The organism is uncultured Marinobacter sp., assembly GCF_963974375.1.
Taxonomy (GTDB): Bacteria; Pseudomonadota; Gammaproteobacteria; order Pseudomonadales; family Oleiphilaceae; genus Marinobacter.
The window spans coordinates 20632-36310 of sequence record NZ_CAXBDN010000009.1; the positions used below are offsets into that span (position 1 = coordinate 20632).

15 protein-coding genes are annotated in these 15679 nt (G+C 59.1%); 13 read left to right on the forward strand and 2 right to left on the reverse strand.

From position 1 onward, the window contains the following. Positions 1-64: 64 nt before the first annotated feature. The 6 genes from AAC035_RS01465 to AAC035_RS01490 all read left to right on the forward strand — a co-directional run bounded on the left by AAC035_RS01465 (position 65) and on the right by AAC035_RS01490 (position 4268). Positions 65-415, forward strand: coding sequence for a DUF423 domain-containing protein (locus tag AAC035_RS01465; RefSeq protein ID WP_339799337.1), 351 nt, complete (start codon positions 65-67; stop codon positions 413-415). A 7-nt stretch (positions 416-422) separates the two neighbouring features. Then, positions 423-623: a sulfur carrier protein ThiS gene (gene thiS, locus AAC035_RS01470; RefSeq protein ID WP_339799339.1), complete on the forward strand. Its 201-nt coding sequence runs from the start codon at positions 423-425 to the stop codon at positions 621-623. 84 nt (positions 624-707) lie between these two features. Continuing rightward, the gene (locus tag AAC035_RS01475; RefSeq protein WP_339799312.1) at positions 708-1517 is read left to right on the forward strand and encodes a thiazole synthase; all 810 of its coding nucleotides are present in this window, start codon (positions 708-710) and stop codon (positions 1515-1517) included. 205 nt (positions 1518-1722) lie between these two features. Next, entirely contained in the window at positions 1723-2319 is a 597-nt protein-coding gene (slmA, locus tag AAC035_RS01480; RefSeq protein WP_339799314.1) for a nucleoid occlusion factor SlmA, read from the forward strand. A 96-nt stretch (positions 2320-2415) separates the two neighbouring features. Next, positions 2416-2988 (forward strand): peroxidase-related enzyme, encoded by a 573-nt coding sequence (locus tag AAC035_RS01485; RefSeq protein WP_339799316.1) that lies wholly within the window; start codon positions 2416-2418, stop codon positions 2986-2988. 77 nt (positions 2989-3065) lie between these two features. After that, positions 3066-4268 carry an acyl-CoA dehydrogenase family protein gene (locus tag AAC035_RS01490; protein WP_339799318.1) on the forward strand — a complete coding sequence of 401 codons (1203 nt, stop codon included), beginning with the start codon at positions 3066-3068 and terminating at the stop codon, positions 4266-4268. 277 nt (positions 4269-4545) lie between these two features. On the opposite strand, the gene AAC035_RS01495 is transcribed toward AAC035_RS01490, so the two are convergent. Continuing rightward, entirely contained in the window at positions 4546-6144 is a 1599-nt protein-coding gene (locus AAC035_RS01495) for an AMP-binding protein (protein ID WP_339799320.1), read from the reverse strand. 185 nt (positions 6145-6329) lie between these two features. On the opposite strand from AAC035_RS01495, the gene AAC035_RS01500 reads away from it, so the two are divergent. Then, entirely contained in the window at positions 6330-6995 is a 666-nt protein-coding gene (locus AAC035_RS01500) for a TetR/AcrR family transcriptional regulator (protein ID WP_339799321.1), read from the forward strand. A gap of 63 nt (positions 6996-7058) precedes the next feature. Here the strand turns inward: AAC035_RS01500 and AAC035_RS01505 are convergent, their stop codons facing one another. Next, positions 7059-8213 carry an acyl-CoA dehydrogenase family protein gene (locus AAC035_RS01505; protein WP_339799323.1) on the reverse strand — a complete coding sequence of 385 codons (1155 nt, stop codon included), beginning with the start codon at positions 8211-8213 and terminating at the stop codon, positions 7059-7061. A 150-nt stretch (positions 8214-8363) separates the two neighbouring features. Here AAC035_RS01505 and AAC035_RS01510 point away from each other — a divergent pair, with 150 nt between their 5' ends. From AAC035_RS01510 to AAC035_RS01535, 6 genes are all read left to right on the forward strand, one after another. Further along, entirely contained in the window at positions 8364-9236 is an 873-nt protein-coding gene (locus AAC035_RS01510; RefSeq protein ID WP_339799325.1) for an AraC family transcriptional regulator, read from the forward strand. Between the two features lie 102 nt (positions 9237-9338). Continuing rightward, the gene (gene menE / locus AAC035_RS01515; protein ID WP_339799327.1) at positions 9339-10916 is read left to right on the forward strand and encodes an o-succinylbenzoate--CoA ligase; all 1578 of its coding nucleotides are present in this window, start codon (positions 9339-9341) and stop codon (positions 10914-10916) included. A 25-nt stretch (positions 10917-10941) separates the two neighbouring features. Continuing rightward, positions 10942-12087 (forward strand): acyl-CoA dehydrogenase family protein, encoded by a 1146-nt coding sequence (locus tag AAC035_RS01520; protein WP_339799329.1) that lies wholly within the window; start codon positions 10942-10944, stop codon positions 12085-12087. Between the two features lie 48 nt (positions 12088-12135). Next, entirely contained in the window at positions 12136-13938 is a 1803-nt protein-coding gene (locus AAC035_RS01525) for an acyclic terpene utilization AtuA family protein (RefSeq protein ID WP_339799331.1), read from the forward strand. A gap of 37 nt (positions 13939-13975) precedes the next feature. Beyond that, positions 13976-15142, forward strand: coding sequence for a TRAP transporter substrate-binding protein DctP (dctP, locus tag AAC035_RS01530; protein ID WP_339799333.1), 1167 nt, complete (start codon positions 13976-13978; stop codon positions 15140-15142). Between the two features lie 139 nt (positions 15143-15281). Then, positions 15282-15679: alpha/beta fold hydrolase (locus tag AAC035_RS01535; RefSeq protein WP_339799334.1), on the forward strand; the 398-nt coding region annotated here is incomplete at its 3' end.

Below are 15679 nucleotides of genomic sequence, written 5' to 3' on the forward strand. Positions count from 1 at the left end.
CGTATCCTTTCCTGTGCTGCGCTTTGCTCTGGTGGCGGGTGGTCTGCTAGCCCTGTTGGCCGTGATGGCCGGCGCCTTCGGAGCTCACGGCCTGCGGGCGGAGGTGAGTCCACGGGCCCTTGAAGTTTTCCAGACCGGCGTTACCTATCAGATGTACCACAGCCTGGCGCTGGTGCTGGTTGCCTTGCTGGCCGCTGCCGGGTTATCCCGGCGCTTGCTGACCGCCGCGGCCGGGTTTTTCCTGGCAGGCATTGTCCTGTTCAGCGGCAGTCTGTACTTGTTGGTGCTCACTGATGTCCGCTGGGCGGGCCCCATCACTCCGGTGGGTGGTGTCTGCTTCATGGTAGGCTGGGCATTGATGGTGACCGCCGGGCTAAAGGCCGGAACACCAGTTAACAGTCCAGGAAATAACTGAGAGCGTGATGCATATTCAGCTGAATGGTGAACCCCGCGAACTTTCCGAAGGCACCACGCTGTCCGGCCTGATCGGGCAGCTTGGCCTGACCGGTAAACGGCTGGCGGTGGAACTGAACGAAGATATTATCCCCCGCAGCCAGCATAACGATCAGGTGCTGACGGACGGTGACAGGGTAGAGCTGGTCCACGCGATTGGTGGTGGCTGACCGCCGCTGACACTCTGCCAACGACTTTTTCAAGGGGCTGTCCTCAAGGGCGGCGCCCGCTTACTGACCTGATACGGGTATCCAATGACTGAGCAATCCCAGATCCAGCTTCCTGAAGACAAACCCCTCGAACTGGCCGGCCGTGTCTACAAGTCCCGCCTGCTGGTGGGCACCGGAAAATACCGGGATCTGATGGAAACCGGCCATGCCATTGAAAGCAGTGGCGCCGAAATCGTTACCGTAGCGGTGCGTCGCACCAATCTTGGTCAGAACCCGGATGAGCCCAATCTGCTGGATGTGATTTCGCCGGAACGCTACACCATCCTGCCCAATACCGCCGGCTGCTTTAACGCCAAAGACGCCGTGCGCACCTGCAAGCTGGCCCGGGAACTGCTGGATGGCCACAACCTGGTCAAGCTGGAGGTGCTGGGTGAAGAGAAAACCCTGTACCCGAACATGACCGAAACCCTGGTGGCGGCGGAAGAGCTGATCAGGGACGGCTTTCAGGTGATGGTGTATTGCTCCGATGATCCCTTGCTGTGCAAGCGTCTGGAAGAAATGGGCTGTATCGCCATCATGCCTCTGGGAGCGCCCATTGGCTCGGGCCTGGGTATCCAGAACCGCTACAATATTCGCCTGATCGTGGAGAACGCGAAGGTTCCGGTGCTGGTGGATGCCGGCGTGGGAACGGCTTCGGATGCCACCATTGCCATGGAACTGGGTTGCGACGGCGTGCTGATGAACACCGCCATCGCCCAGGCCCAGGACCCGATCCGGATGGCAAAAGCCATGCGACTGGCGGTGGAATCCGGTCGCGATGCCTATCTGGCCGGCCGTATGCCGAAGAAACTATATGCCAGCGCATCTTCACCCATTGACGGTACTTTTTTCTGACGGGAGTTCAGCGTCAGTTAATGTGTAATACATGATCGCAACGTAAGCGGGTAGGACCTGCCAAAATCGTGTGTAGCCATGGATGGCGGAGCCCGAGCGTACAAGGATGTATTTATAGCGTATTTTGGCGGGCCCTGCCCGCTTAATGTCGCACGGATTGGCAACCCCCTGATCGTTAACCCTTGATGAGTGTCGCTGTATCGTCATGACCCAGGAAAAAATCAGTCGCAAGGACGCCATCCTGCAGGCCCTTGCGGAACTTCTGGAAACCGATCCCGGTGCCCGCATTACCACCGCCGGACTGGCCCGCGCTGTTGGTGTTACCGAGGCCGCGCTGTACCGGCACTTTCCCAGCAAGCGCAAGATGTTTGAGGCGCTGATCGAGTTTGCGGAAGACGCGGTATTTTCCCGTTGCGCGACCATTTTGCAGGAACAGGATGACGCCCGTATCCGCCTGCAGCAGTTATCCCGGCTGGTGCTGGTGTTCGCCGAACGCAACCCTGGTCTGTGCCGGGTGCTGGCGGGGGAGGCTCTGGTTGGCGAAAACGAAGCCTTGCGCAAACGCGCTTCCCAGTTTTTCGAACGACTCGAAACCCAGGTGCGTCAGATCCTCAAGGAAGGCGACATTCGCCAGAGCCTGCGGCCCCGCACCAGCGCGGCCCGCGGCGCCGACTGGTTACTGGTGTTTCTTGAAGGTCGCATTCAGCGGTACGTCCGGTCGTCCTTCAGCCGGCTGCCCTCGGCGGACTTTGATGAGCACTGGGAGCTGGTTTCCGAGGGGCTGTGGGGGCCGGTGCTGTAAATCCGGATACCGCTTTAATAGCCAGCTCACACAAGATTGACCGGACGCTCTGCGCTAGCGTGTTGGCATACTGCTGACCCTCACGCGGAGTTACCCATGAGCACTGAACTACCCATTTCCCGATTCCCCATCCCTGATATCGCTACCCTGCCAGAAGATCTGCGCACCCGTATCGAAACCCTGCAATCGAAAATGGGGTTTGTTCCCAACGTATTTCTGGGGCACGCCCACCGACCGAATCAGCTGCGGGCCTTTCTGGCCATGCACGACGATCTGATGGAGTCCGATGAAGGCCTCAGTCGCGCCGAGCGGGAAATGATCGTGGTGGCCACCAGCGCGCTCAATCAATGCCTGTATTGCACGGTGTCCCACGGCGCCCTGTTGCGCATCCGCTCGAAGCAACCGAGATTATCCGAACAGGTGGGTGCCAATTACCGGGACGCAGAAATTTCCCCCCGCCAGAAAACCATGCTGGACTACGCTGTCAAACTGGCGCAGACCCCATGGCTGGTTGGCGATAACGATATCGAGACCCTACGAGCCGCAGGCTTCAGTGAAGACGAAATCTGGGATATCGGCGCCATCACCGCACTGTTCGCCATGTCGAACCGTCTGGCGTCCCACACTGCCATGCGACCCAATCACGAGTTTTATGGTCTTGCCCGCTGAGGCGGCAGACGCGCCAGTCGGCTCTGATTGAGTCCGGCAGGTTCTGATCATCAATAATCCGGAATAAGGTGCAGTTCATGTTATCTACCAGTGAACAATCAGCCCGCTTGCTCGAGCAGTTGAAGACGTTTATGGCGGAGCGGGTGTCTCCCGTTGAGGGGGAATACCGCGCGCAGCTTAACGAGGGCAATCGCTATCGCACGCCTGAGATCCTGCAGAGTCTGAAAAAGCAGGCGCGGGCTGAGGGGCTGTGGAACCTGTTCCTGCCTGGCAGTCATGGTGCTGGCCTGAGCAATATGGAATACGCGCCTCTGGCGGAGGAAATGGGGCGGGTGCTATGGGCCTCTGAGGTGTTCAACTGTTCAGCACCAGACACCGGCAACATGGAGATTCTCTCCATGTTCGGCTCGGATGAGCAGAAAGCCCAATGGCTTGCGCCACTGATGGACGGGGAAATACGCTCTGCCTTTTCCATGACCGAGCCGGCGGTGGCTTCCAGCGATGCCACCAATATTCAGTGTGAAATCCGCCGCGATGGCGATGACTACGTCATCAACGGTCGTAAGTGGTTTACCTCCGGAGCCATGAACGAAGCCTGCAAACTGCTGATTGTCATGGGCAAGACCGACCCCGACAATGCGGATCGCCACAAGCAGCAGTCGATGATTCTGGTACCGAAAGACACCCCTGGCGTGAAGATACTGCGGGACCTGACGGTATTCGGCTACGACGAGGCCCCGGTGGGACACCCGGAGATTCTCTATGACAATGTGCGGGTGCCGGCGTCCAACATACTGCTGGGCGAGGGCCGGGGCTTCGAGATCGCCCAGGGGCGTCTCGGGCCTGGCCGGATTCACCATTGCATGCGTCTGATTGGTGCCGCCCAGCGAGCTCTGGAGCTGATGTGTCAACGTGCCCAGAGCCGCGAAGCCTTTGGCAAGAAGCTGTCAGACTTCGATTCGGTGCGGGAGCAGATCGCCCAGTCCTTCTGTGAGATTGAACAGGCCCGGCTGCTGACCCTGAAAGCCGCTGACAAGATGGACCGGGAAGGCAACAAGGCGGCGAAAGACCTGATCGGCGCGGCCAAGATTGTGGTGCCCTCGATGGCGGCGGAAGTAATCGACCGGGCCATTCAGGTTCACGGGGCCGGCGGTGTCAGTCAGGACACCTTCCTGCCGGAAGCCTGGATGTACGCACGATACATCCGTATCGGGGACGGACCGGATCAGGTGCACCGGGCGGCGCTGGCACGGCAGCTGTTGCGGGAGTATAGCGTTTAGGTTGTCTCCCGACCCCGTTCATCCTGAGCCCGTCGAAGGATGGGTACTCCCCAGTCGGCACCCTTCGACTAGCCCAGGGCGAGCGGGGTATAGGATATTGAATTCTGGAGTTTAAGTCCTTCGACAGGCTCAGGACGAACGGGGTGTTAGAACTCAGATGGTTGGCCCAAGCCCGTTCATCCTGACCCTGAGCCCGCCGAAGGGTCGAAGGATGTGGACTCGGAGTCTGACTATCGTGGATCTGCCCAGAGCCCTCCATGGCTCCCGGCTTCACCCCTCAGTCCGAGTAATACCCCTCCAGACTCTTCCGGATCAGATGCTTCTGAATCTTGCCGGTGCCGGTTCGTGGAAACTCGTCGACGATCAGGATCGCCTTGGGCACCTTGAAGCCACCGATCTGCGTCTTGCAGTGTTCGATCAGTTCCTCCTCGGTGGCAGTCGCCCCGGGCATCAGGATGACGTTGGCAGTGATCGCCTCGCCCCAGCGGTCGTGGGGTACCCCGATGACGGCGGCTTCAGACACAGCGGGGTGTCCGATCAGGCAACGCTCCACTTCGATGGAGGCGACGTTTTCGCCGCCGGTCTTGATGACATCCTTCTTGCGGTCGGTGAACCAGATGGCGCCGTCTTCATCGATGGAGGCAATATCTCCGCTGTGAAACCAGCCGAACTTGAAGGCTTCTTCGGTTTTTTCAGGCTGATTGAAGTATTCGGTCATCACCTGGGGGCCGCGATAGACAATCTCGCCGGGCTGACCCGGGGGCAGCAGATTACCGTTGTCATCCATGATGGCAACCCTGGTCATGGTCGTTGCTGTGCCCCAGGAACCGGCCTTGCTCCACTGGTGTTCCGGGCGGATCAGGCAGGTGGCTGGTGTGAACTCGGTCTGGCCAGAACCAAGAATGACATCGGCGTTGGGGCAGAGTTCGTGTATGTCCTTCAGCTTCGATTCGGCCATGGGGGCCATGGCGTAGAGTGCGCGCTTAACCGAGGAGAAGTCCCGGGCCCGGGCTTCCGGGTCAGTCAGGATGTCGTTGTACATCATCGGCAGGAACACGAACATGACGATCTTGTGCTCTTCAATCAGCCGTGCGCACTCCCGGGCCTCGAAGCCCTTGGTCAGCACCAGTTTGCCACCGATCATGAACGTCGGCAGGGCCAGACAGTTGACAGCGGTACAATGGAACAGCGGCAAATTGCACAGCATGGATGCCTGCGGTGGCAGATGGTTGGCGATGACATTGGCCATGGCGGCCATGGTCACCGCCAGGTGGCTGGTGACCACGCCTTTGGGATTGGCGGTGGTGCCGCTGGTGTAGAGCAGCTGAACCGGGTCCCGATCGCCGACCAGGACCTCCAGGGGGCTGTCGCTGCCACTGGCCAGCAGGCGGGTGAACGGTTGCCAGGATTTGCCGCCGCCCTCAATGGCCTCGGTACCGGTCCAGTAAACATGCTGCAGTGCCGGCAGATGTTCCGGCAGCCCTTTGCCTGCCTCGGCCAGCGCATCCTCTATAATCAGCACTTTTGCGCCACAGTCTTTCAGGCAGTAGGCAATTTCGTGGGGCTTGAGTCCCAGGTTAACCGGAGCAAAAACCAGATTGGCCCGGGCACAGGCCATATAGGTCACCATCTGCTCAAGACAATTCCGGGCCAGTACCCCAACGGCATCACCGGGCTGGAGTCCCAGCGCCAGCAGGGCGCTGGCCGCCTGATTGGTCTGTGTTTCAAACTCCCGGTAGGTCATGCTACGGTCGCCATCCACCATGGCAATGTCATCCGGGTAGAGGTCGCAGGTGCGGGTGAGGATATCGCCGACACAGACTCGATCGATCATGTTCATGGCCAGGGCTGCATGCGGATCCGGGTGTTTAGGCATCTGGGAATCTCCTTTACGGGGCTCCGGCGCGCATGGCCCGGAAGGCCTGATTATATTCTTGTTCGCGAAAATCTAGTTCATTTGCAGGATTTGAGCAAGCGTTTGGTCTAAACTGTATTCAACTTATTCCGTTGATCAACAAAGGAGCCGTAGTCGGTGGTTGCCGACCGGGAAAATGCCGTAAAATGCCCGCCCTGAATCGTAAAACCAACCAGAGATCAACACCCGTGGAATTCAGTGAAGAAATCAGGATCGACTTGATCCGCGAGGGTAAAATCACCGACCCGGCCAGCCCGAAAGGGGTGGTGCTTAACATTGCCGCCAGCCTGTTTCGGCACAAGGGCTACCTGCAAACCACGGTTCGCGATATTGGCCGGGAAACCGGTATTTTACCGGGCAGTATCTTCCACCATTACCGCAGCAAGGACGAAATTCTGCGTACGGTGATGCAGGAAAGCATTGTGCTGAACCTGACCCGGATGAAGCGGGCACTGGCGGAAAGCCAGACCCTGGACGATCAGCTGCGGACCCTGATTTCGGTAGAGCTGTATGCCATGAACGGCGAAACCGGCGAGGCCTGGAGCGTGCTGGTTGATGAATGGCGCAATCTGTCTGAAGAGGGTAAAGCGGAAATTCTCAAGTTGCGGGAAGAGTACGAGACCCTGTGGCGCGGGGTGCTGGAACAGGCCTATGAACAGCGACTGGTCACCCTGGAGCCGGATATCCTGCGTAAGCTGATGGCCGGTGCCCTGCATTGGACGTCCACCTGGTTTCGTGCCGACCGTGGCCTGACCCTGGATGAACTGACGGATCGGGTACTGGTGCTGGTGCTGGGGCGGCAGCCATCCTGACCAGACTCTGACCCATGAAAAAGCCCGGCTTGATGCCGGGCTTTTTCATGGCCGGATGCGCGTTTATTTCTTGCCCGGCAAAGTCCCCATGTATTTGCACAGGATGCCCAGCATCACTTCATCGGCACCACCGCCGATGGAGACCAGTCGCAGATCCCGGTACAGACGGGTGATCAGGGTTTCGTTCATGAAGCCCATGCCGCCGTAGTACTGCAGACAGGCATCGGTGACTTCCCGGCACAGGCGGCCGCACTTCAGTTTCGCCATCGACGCCAGACGGGTCATGTCCTCGCCGTTGATATAGCCTTCGGTGCAGCGGTAGATCAGTGAGCGCAGCAGTTCGATCTCGGTCTGCAGTTCGGCCAGGCGGAAGTGAATCACCTGGTTGTCCAGCAGCGGTTTGCCAAAAGCAATGCGCTGGCGGGTGTAATCGATAACTTCCTCGATGGCTCTTTCCAGGGTGCGCAGGGTGCTGGCGGAGCCCCACAGGCGCTCTTCCTGGAACTGCTGCATCTGGTAGGTGAAGCCCATGCCTTCTTCGCCGATGCGGTAGCGCTGGGGTACCCGTACGTCGTCAAAGAAAATCTGTGCGGTATCGGAGCTGCGCATGCCCAGCTTGTCGAGCTTGCGGGCAATCGTCACCCCTTTCGATTTCATCGGCACGATAACCAGTGACTTGTTGCGGTGGGGCTGGCCGTCACCGGTGTTGACCAGCAGGCAGATAAAGTCGGCCTGGGTACCGTTGGTGATCCACATCTTGCCGCCATTGATGATGTAGTCGTCACCGTCCTTGCGGGCTGTGGTCTTGATGGAGGCAACGTCTGATCCGGCGCCGGGTTCAGATACACCGATACAGGCCACATAGTCACCGGAAATGGCCGGTGCCAGGAACTCTTTGCGCAACTCGTCAGAACCGATCTTGGCGAGCGCAGGTGTTGCCATGTTGGTCTGCACGCCGACAGCCATGGGGATAGAGCCGCAATTGGCCTCGCCCAGTGCTTCACAGAAGGCCAGGTCATAACTCCAGTCCAGGCCCATGCCGCCAAATTCTACCGGTTTGGTGATGCCCAGCAGGCCTTTTGCGCCCATCTTGCGGAACAGGTCGTGGGCGGGAAAGACGCCTTCCTTTTCCCATTCATCGACGTGGGGATTGATTTCTTCCGCTACGAATTTGCTGACGGACTCAAACAGGCTTTTGTGTTCGGTGCTATAACGCATGTTGTGCTCCAGGGTTGGGGGCAATTAAAACTAATTCTAGCGGCTTTCTTGAATTTGACCAAGTGTTAGGTCTACTCTTGTTGAGCCAGTCGAATCTGGATGTTTTGGGAACCGACAAGAACAACAGAATAAAGAAAGAGGGTAATGCAGATGAGTTTTACCCCAGGCAACGACACCGACATTCGTCGCGTCATGCTGGTTGGTCGCGACCGGGTCTTCTATTTCGGATTACTGGGTCAGCCTGCACTGCGGAATTTTGGCTGTGCGACCCTGTATGTATCCTCCGGCGCACCCTTGCAGGTGAGCTTCGGTCAGGGCTGGCTGGAACAACAGCTGGTCTGGGTGCCGCCCTATACGCCACACCGTATCCGCGCGGTCGATCGTCAGCTTGGCGTGGTCATGGTGGAGCCGGAAAGCGTTGATATGGCAGCATTGGAGCAATGCATAGCCCGATCCATGCGCCCGGGCCGGGAGGTGGCTTTTCTGGAGCGGGTGTTCCGGGGCGTTGCCCGTCTGCAGCAGGTTGCCGAAAGTGGCGAGCTGACCACTGCCGACTTCGACTTGCTGTTTATGGGGCAGTATTTACCGGAACGACCCATGGATCCGCGTATCCGGCGTGTGGTGGAACGGGTCTGTTCCGGTGATATGGAATCGTGTTCGGCAGAGGCGCTGGCCGGATCCGAAGGCCTGTCTTTCTCACGGTTCCTGCATTTGTTCAAGGAAGAAACCGGCGTGTCCCTTCGCAAGTACCGGGCCTGGCGCCGTGCCCGCTCGCTGCTGTATCACGTGACCCGGGATGTCAGCCTGACCGATATCGCCCTGGAAACCGGCTATCCGGATTCCACTCATTTCAGCCATTCCATCCGCAAGATATACGGTCTTTCGCCGCGCACGATCGTGGCCGGATCCCGTCGGCTACGGGTGAAGATCCAGCAGGACAACGCCTGGCAGCTGTCACCGGAAATGGCGCTAGCCAGTTCGCACAAGTCCGTTTCCGGAGCCGCTGCTAGAGTCGTCGCATAGTCAGGCAGGTGCGGTCGGACAGCCTGCGATGCTTTGTTGTTCAACCCATTGTTCAACCTCAGCAATCAACTTCAGAATTTACTGTTAGCAAGGTGCAAGCCCATGAGCCAACAAATACAACAAGACCCGAGCATGAGCCGCCATTACCTCGGTGGAATTGGTGACTGGCTGAAATTCCACGCCTGGTCAAAACCCGATAAAGATGCGGTTGTTTACAACGGCAAGCGGTTCTCCTACGGCAAGCTCGACGAGCGGGTTAACCGGGCGGCATCCGTGCTGGCTGCGCGGGGCATCACCAAAGGCAGTCGGGTGGCACTGCTGATGGTTAACAGCAACGCCTTCCTGGAAGTGTTTTTTGCCTGTGCCAAGCTGGGTGCCATTGCGGTGCCGCTGAATTTCCGGCTCAGTCCGAAAGAGCTGGAATTTATCATCAACGATGCCGAAGCCTCGGTGATTGTCTATCACGCCCGTTTTCTGGGGCTGATTGAGCCCATTCGTGCTGAAACCACGCTCACCTTTGCCATGTGTGTGAATGGTGAATGTGGAGAGGGCGTTAATGGTGCCGAGGGTGACCTGGACTACGAGGAATGCCTGGCCGGCTCGAAGGCCACGGAACCCGGGGTCAGTGTCAGCCAGCAAGATCCGCTGATGATGATGTACACCTCCGGTACCACCGGCAGGCCCAAGGGTGCGCTGCTGACCCATGCCAATCCGGTGTGGATTGCCATGAATACGCAGATGAGTGCACTGGCGTTCAACCAGAGTGACAACACTCTGACCGTGGCGCCGCTGTTCCATATCGGTGGTCTCGCCATCTACACGCTGCCGATGCTGTACTGCGGCTCCACCATCGTTCTGCAGTCTCAGTTCGATCCGGAATCTCTGTTGCAGACGCTGGAGTCGGAAAAGATCACCACGCTGTTCCTGCTGCCGGCCATGTGGCTGATGCTCAGCCAGCGCCCGGATTTCGACAAGTACGACCTGTCGTCCCTCAAGGTGCTGTTATCCGGTGGCGCGCCTTGCCCGATCCCGGTGATCGAATTCTTTCAGAAGCGGGGCTTTCAGTTCCTGGAAGGCTTCGGTATGACCGAAACCTGCGCCAGTGCCTGTGTGCTGACCAATGAAGATGCCGTGCGCAAGAACGGCTCGGTGGGCAAACCCCTGATCCACGTTGAAATGCGCATTGTCGATGAAAATGACAACGACGTAGCCCCCGGCGAAACCGGCGAACTGGTGCTGCGCGGGCCGAGCATGTTCCGGGAGTACTGGAATCGCCCGGAGGCCACCGAGGAGGCCTGGCGTAATGGCTGGTTCCACAGTGGTGACCTGTCCCGCCAGGACGAAGAGGGCTTCTACTACATCGTCGACCGCAAGAAAGACATGTTGATTTCCGGCGGTGAGAACGTTTACCCCACCGAGGTGGAGCAGGTGTTGTACCGCCATCCGAAAGTGAAGGATGTGGCGGTGATCGGCATCCCCGATGACAAGTGGGGCGAAGTGCCTATGGCGCTGGTAGTGCCGGCAGACGGCGAAGAGCTCACGCTGGAAGAAATGGTGGCCCACTGCGAAGGCAACCTCGCCCGCTTCAAGATTCCCAAACATCTGACCCTGCTTGATGAGCTGCCCCGTACCGCTACCGGCAAGGTGCTGAAGCGGGAATTGCGCAAGCAGTACCAGTAAGACTGACGAAAACTGAGGTAACAGAATGTCCAGTGCCAGCCCGTTTTATACCGCCGAACACGAAGCCTTCCGGGATACCCTGCGCAGTTTCGTGGCGAAGGAAATTGAACCCTTTGCGGCGGATTGGGATGAGTCCGGAACCTTTCCCCGGGAGCTTTATAAAAAGGCCGCCGATGTGGGCCTGATTCCCCTGGGGTATCCCGAGCAGTACGGCGGCGTCGAAGCAGACCTGTTCTACGTCATCATTGCTGCCCAGGAAGTGGCTCGTGCCGGAGTTGGCGGCCTGTCAGCCAGTTTGCTGAGCCACAATATCGGTACTCCGCCCATCGTGAAATATGGCTCTGAAGCGCTCAAGGAGCGTGTTGTGCCGAGGATTCTGTCCGGCGAAGCTATCAGTGCCCTCGGTATCACCGAGCCGGGCGGCGGCTCTGACGTGGCAGCCCTGAAAACCACCGCAAAACGGGACGGCGATCATTTCATCGTCAATGGTTCCAAAACCTTCATCACCTCCGGTATGCGGGCCGACTACTACACCGTGGCCGTGCGCACCGGTGAGGCAGGCCACAAGGGTATTTCCCTGCTGCTGATCGAGCGGGATACCGAAGGCTTCAGCCGCACCCCCCTGGACCGGAAAACCGGCTGGTGGTGCTCCGATACCGCCACCCTGTATTTCGACAACTGCCGGGTGCCGGTTGGCAACCTGCTGGGTGAGGAGAACCAGGGCTCGAAGATGATCATGAACAACTTCAACTTCGAGCGGATCTTCATGGCGGCGGGTTGTACCGAGTTTGCCCGGGTCTGTTATGACGAGGTGGTGGACTATGCCCGCCAGCGCCAAACCTTTGGCAAGCCCTTGATTGGCCATCAGGTGATCCGTCACAAGCTGGCGGATATGCACATGCGCATCGAGGCCACCCAGGCCTACCTGGAGAAGCTTGCCTGGCAGGTTGAAAACGGTCAGAACCCGATCGCGGATGTGTGTCTGCTCAAGAACCAGTCCACCCTGACCATGGAGTTCTGTGCCCGCGAAGCGGTTCAGATCCTGGGTGGCGCCGGCTATCTGCGGGGGCCGAAGTCCGAACGCATTTACCGCGAGGTGCGGGTGAATGCCATCGGCGGTGGCGCCGAGGAAATCATGCGTGATCTGGCAGCCCGTCAGCTGGGCCTGTAACGCCACCGCTAGCAAGAATTCTTTCAAGGACTCTCGATGGAGACCCCTATGTCTGACAAGATCGTGAAAATTGGCGGTGCCTCCGGTTATTGGGGTGACACCGCCCTGGGCCCGAAGCAGCTGCTGGAATACGGTGAGGTGGATTACCTGATCCTGGATTACCTGGCGGAAATCACCATGTCGATTCTCGCCAAGGCCCGCAGCCGTGACCCGGAAGCTGGTTACGCCACCGACTTTATTGACCGGGTCATGAAGCCCTGGATAACCCGCATTGCCGAGAAAAAAATCCGGGTCATCGCCAATGCCGGTGGCGTCAACCTGCAGGCCTGTCGCCGGGCCCTGGAGGCCCTGGCGGAAGAGGCCGGCGTCACTCTGCGCATCGGCACGGTGGAGGGCGATAACCTGCTGGACCGGGCCGACGAGCTGCGCAGCAGCGGCCTGGCCGAAATGGAAACCGGAGCGTCGCTGCCGGACAAGGTGATGAGCGTGAACGCTTACCTCGGCGCTTTTCCGATTGCGGCCGCACTGGATGCGGGGGCAGATATTGTCATTACCGGTCGCTGTGTCGACAGTGCCCTGGCGGTGGGTCCGCTGATTCATGAATTCGGCTGGCAGCCCGAAGATTACGACCGGCTGTCAGCCGGCGGCTTGGTGGGGCACCTGATTGAGTGCGGGGCCCAGACCAGTGGCGGTAACTTCACTGACTGGGAAGAGACCCAGTCAGGCTGGGAAAACACCGGTTTTCCTGTTGCCGAAGTGTCAGCGGATGGCAGCTTTGTGCTGACCAAGCCACCGCAGACCGGCGGCCTGGTCTCGGTACTGACCGCCGGCGAACAGATGCTGTATGAGATCGGTGATGCCCGCAGTTACATCCTGCCGGATGTGATCTGTGACTTTACCCAGGTCTCCATGGAGCAGGTGGGCGACAACCGGGTGCTGATCAAAGGCGCCATCGGCCGAGAACCCACAGCGACCTATAAGGTCAGCGCCACCTTCCTGCAGGGTTTCGCCTGCATTGGCAACTTTGTCATTGTTGGCCGGAACGCCCGGGCCCGGGCCCGCCGTATGGGCGAGGCCATTCTGAATCGTACCGCCGCCATGCTGGCGGAAGAGGGTCTTGGCCGTTACAGCAAGACCAGCCTGCAACTGGTGGGTGCTGAAAGCATGTTCGGTGACAATGCCCGTGCCGAGGCACTGCAATCACGGGAAGTGGTACTGCGCCTGGGCGTGCATCACCCCCGCAAGGAAGGGGTGGAGTTGTTCTCGAAAGAATTTGTCGGGGCTGGCCTGTCCATGTCGCCGGGCATTACCGGTCTGGCCCCTGGCCGTCCCCGGCCCAGTCCGGTGGTGGGCCTTTTCTCCGGTCTGATCGACAAGAACCAGGTGCCGGCAGTGGTCAAGGTGGCAGGAGAAACGATCCCGGTTCCTCATGCCATTACCCGCGGCGAAGGTAAACCCGTGGCGGCCAGTGCCATGGCGTCCACAGCGCCCATGGCGGGGGATGTGGTGAAGGTACCGCTGATGGAGCTGGCGGTGGCCCGCAGCGGTGACAAGGGCAACTACGCCAACATCGGTGTGATCGCCCGTAAGCCGGAATATCTGGAGGCCATTATTGCCGGCCTTGCCCCGGAACGGGTCAAAGCCTGTTTCCGGCAGCTGACTGAAGGCCAGGTGACCCGCTACCTGCTGCCAGGTATTCACGGCATCAACTTTCTGCTGGCCGAATCACTGGACGGCGGTGGCGTAAGCTCACTGCACCTGGACCCCCAGGCAAAAACCTATTCCCAGGTCCTGTTGGAACTCGATATTCCCGTGCCCGTTTCTCAGGCCCAGGCCTGGGGGCTGGTTTGATAGCAACAATAACAAACAGAATCCTTTGAGGTACATAATGTTCCAATTGAAACAACTGGCCGGAGTTACTCTGGCGGCATTGCTGGGTGCCGGTACCCTGGGTGCTGCCCAGGCTGAAGCGCAACAGTTACGTTACGCCATGGGCTTTCCACCGGGATCCGATTCCGATGTGGCCGCCAAAAAATACGCGGAAACCCTGTCTGAACTCACCAATGGTGAGCTGAGTGTGCGGGTGTTTGCGTTGTCGCTGCTCAACTTTGCCGAAACCCCCAGCGGAGTTCGCGACGGTATTGCTGACATTGGCTATGTACTCACGCCTTACTTTCCGCAGCAGTTTCCTCACATGAACCTGGCCGCAGAAGCCTCCATGGCTCTGCACCTGCAGGATGAATCGGTAAAGGGCCGTGAAGGTTACGCCTACGTGGGTGCCATGGCCGAGTTCGTGCTGTTGAACTGTCCGGAATGTCAGGATGAAATGAAGCAGCAGAATCAGGTTATGACCAGCAATGCCGGCAGTACCCAGTACGGCCTCACCTGCACGAAGAAAGTGACCACCGTTGAAGACCTGCGGGGTACCCGCCTGCGGGTCGCAGGCTCCCATTGGTCCCGCTGGGCTCAGGAATTTGGCGCCTCACCGGTGACCTTGTCGTCCAATGAGGCGGCCGAGGCCCTCAGTCAGGGCGTGGTCGATTGTGTGGTGATCTCCGCCCCGGAACTGACCAACCTTGGCCTGTTTGAGCATGTCAGCGACATTACCATGGCCATTCCTGGTGGTATTTTCGCAGGCACAGCCACTGCCAACGTCAACCGTGAGACCTGGCAGGGTCTCAGTGAAGAGCACCGCACCGCGATGCTGAAGGCGGGCAGTGTGCTGGCGGCTGAGATACCGTTTATCTACCACTCCCGCGAGGCGGCCGTGCTCCAGCGCATTCAGGATGAGCAGGGCGCGAAACTGCACGAACCCTCGCCAGAACTGATGGCAGGCGTCGTGGCCTTCGTGGAGAAAGACCTGAATGACATGGCAGACTACTACCAGAAAGAACGCGGTGTTGAGCGCAGTCATGAAATGATGGAGCAGTTCCTGCAGATTCTGGCCCGCTGGGTTGATCTGGTTCAGGACGTTGAAACCGCCGAGGATCTTTCCGATCTGTACTGGCAGGAAGTGTATTCCAAAGTGGATGTGAATACCCACGGTATGAACTGACAGTTCCGTCAGTAAGCCTTGGGGCATAGTGCTCAGCCCCCTGAGACGCCAGCCGGTTACCAGAACGGTCTGGCGTTTTCTATGGCGGTTAGGGCATTATCTGAGGTTCCTTATGATTCGTTTGATGTAAGAGGGTGTTATGGAACGCAAATACCTGACCGGCGCCGCTGGTCTGAAACTGGCAGCGGATGTGGCTGGTGATCCCATGGCGCAGCCCGTGGTCATGTTGCACGGCGGAGGCCAGACCCGCCACTCCTGGGGCGCCCTGACCGAGACTCTTGCCGGCAACGGCTACCACGCCATGACCGTGGACATGCGCGGTCACGGCGAAAGCGACTGGGCACCGGACGGCGACTACACCCTTGATCGCTTTGCAGATGACGTCCACGGGCTGCTGGCTGGTCTGTCGCATCCGCCGGTACTGATTGGTGCCTCACTGGGCGGGCTCAGTGCGCTGATGGCCTCCGCCGGGCTGGGCCGGGACCGCATCCGTGGGCTGGTGCTGGTGGATATCGCGCCCAAGGTAGAGGCGGAGGG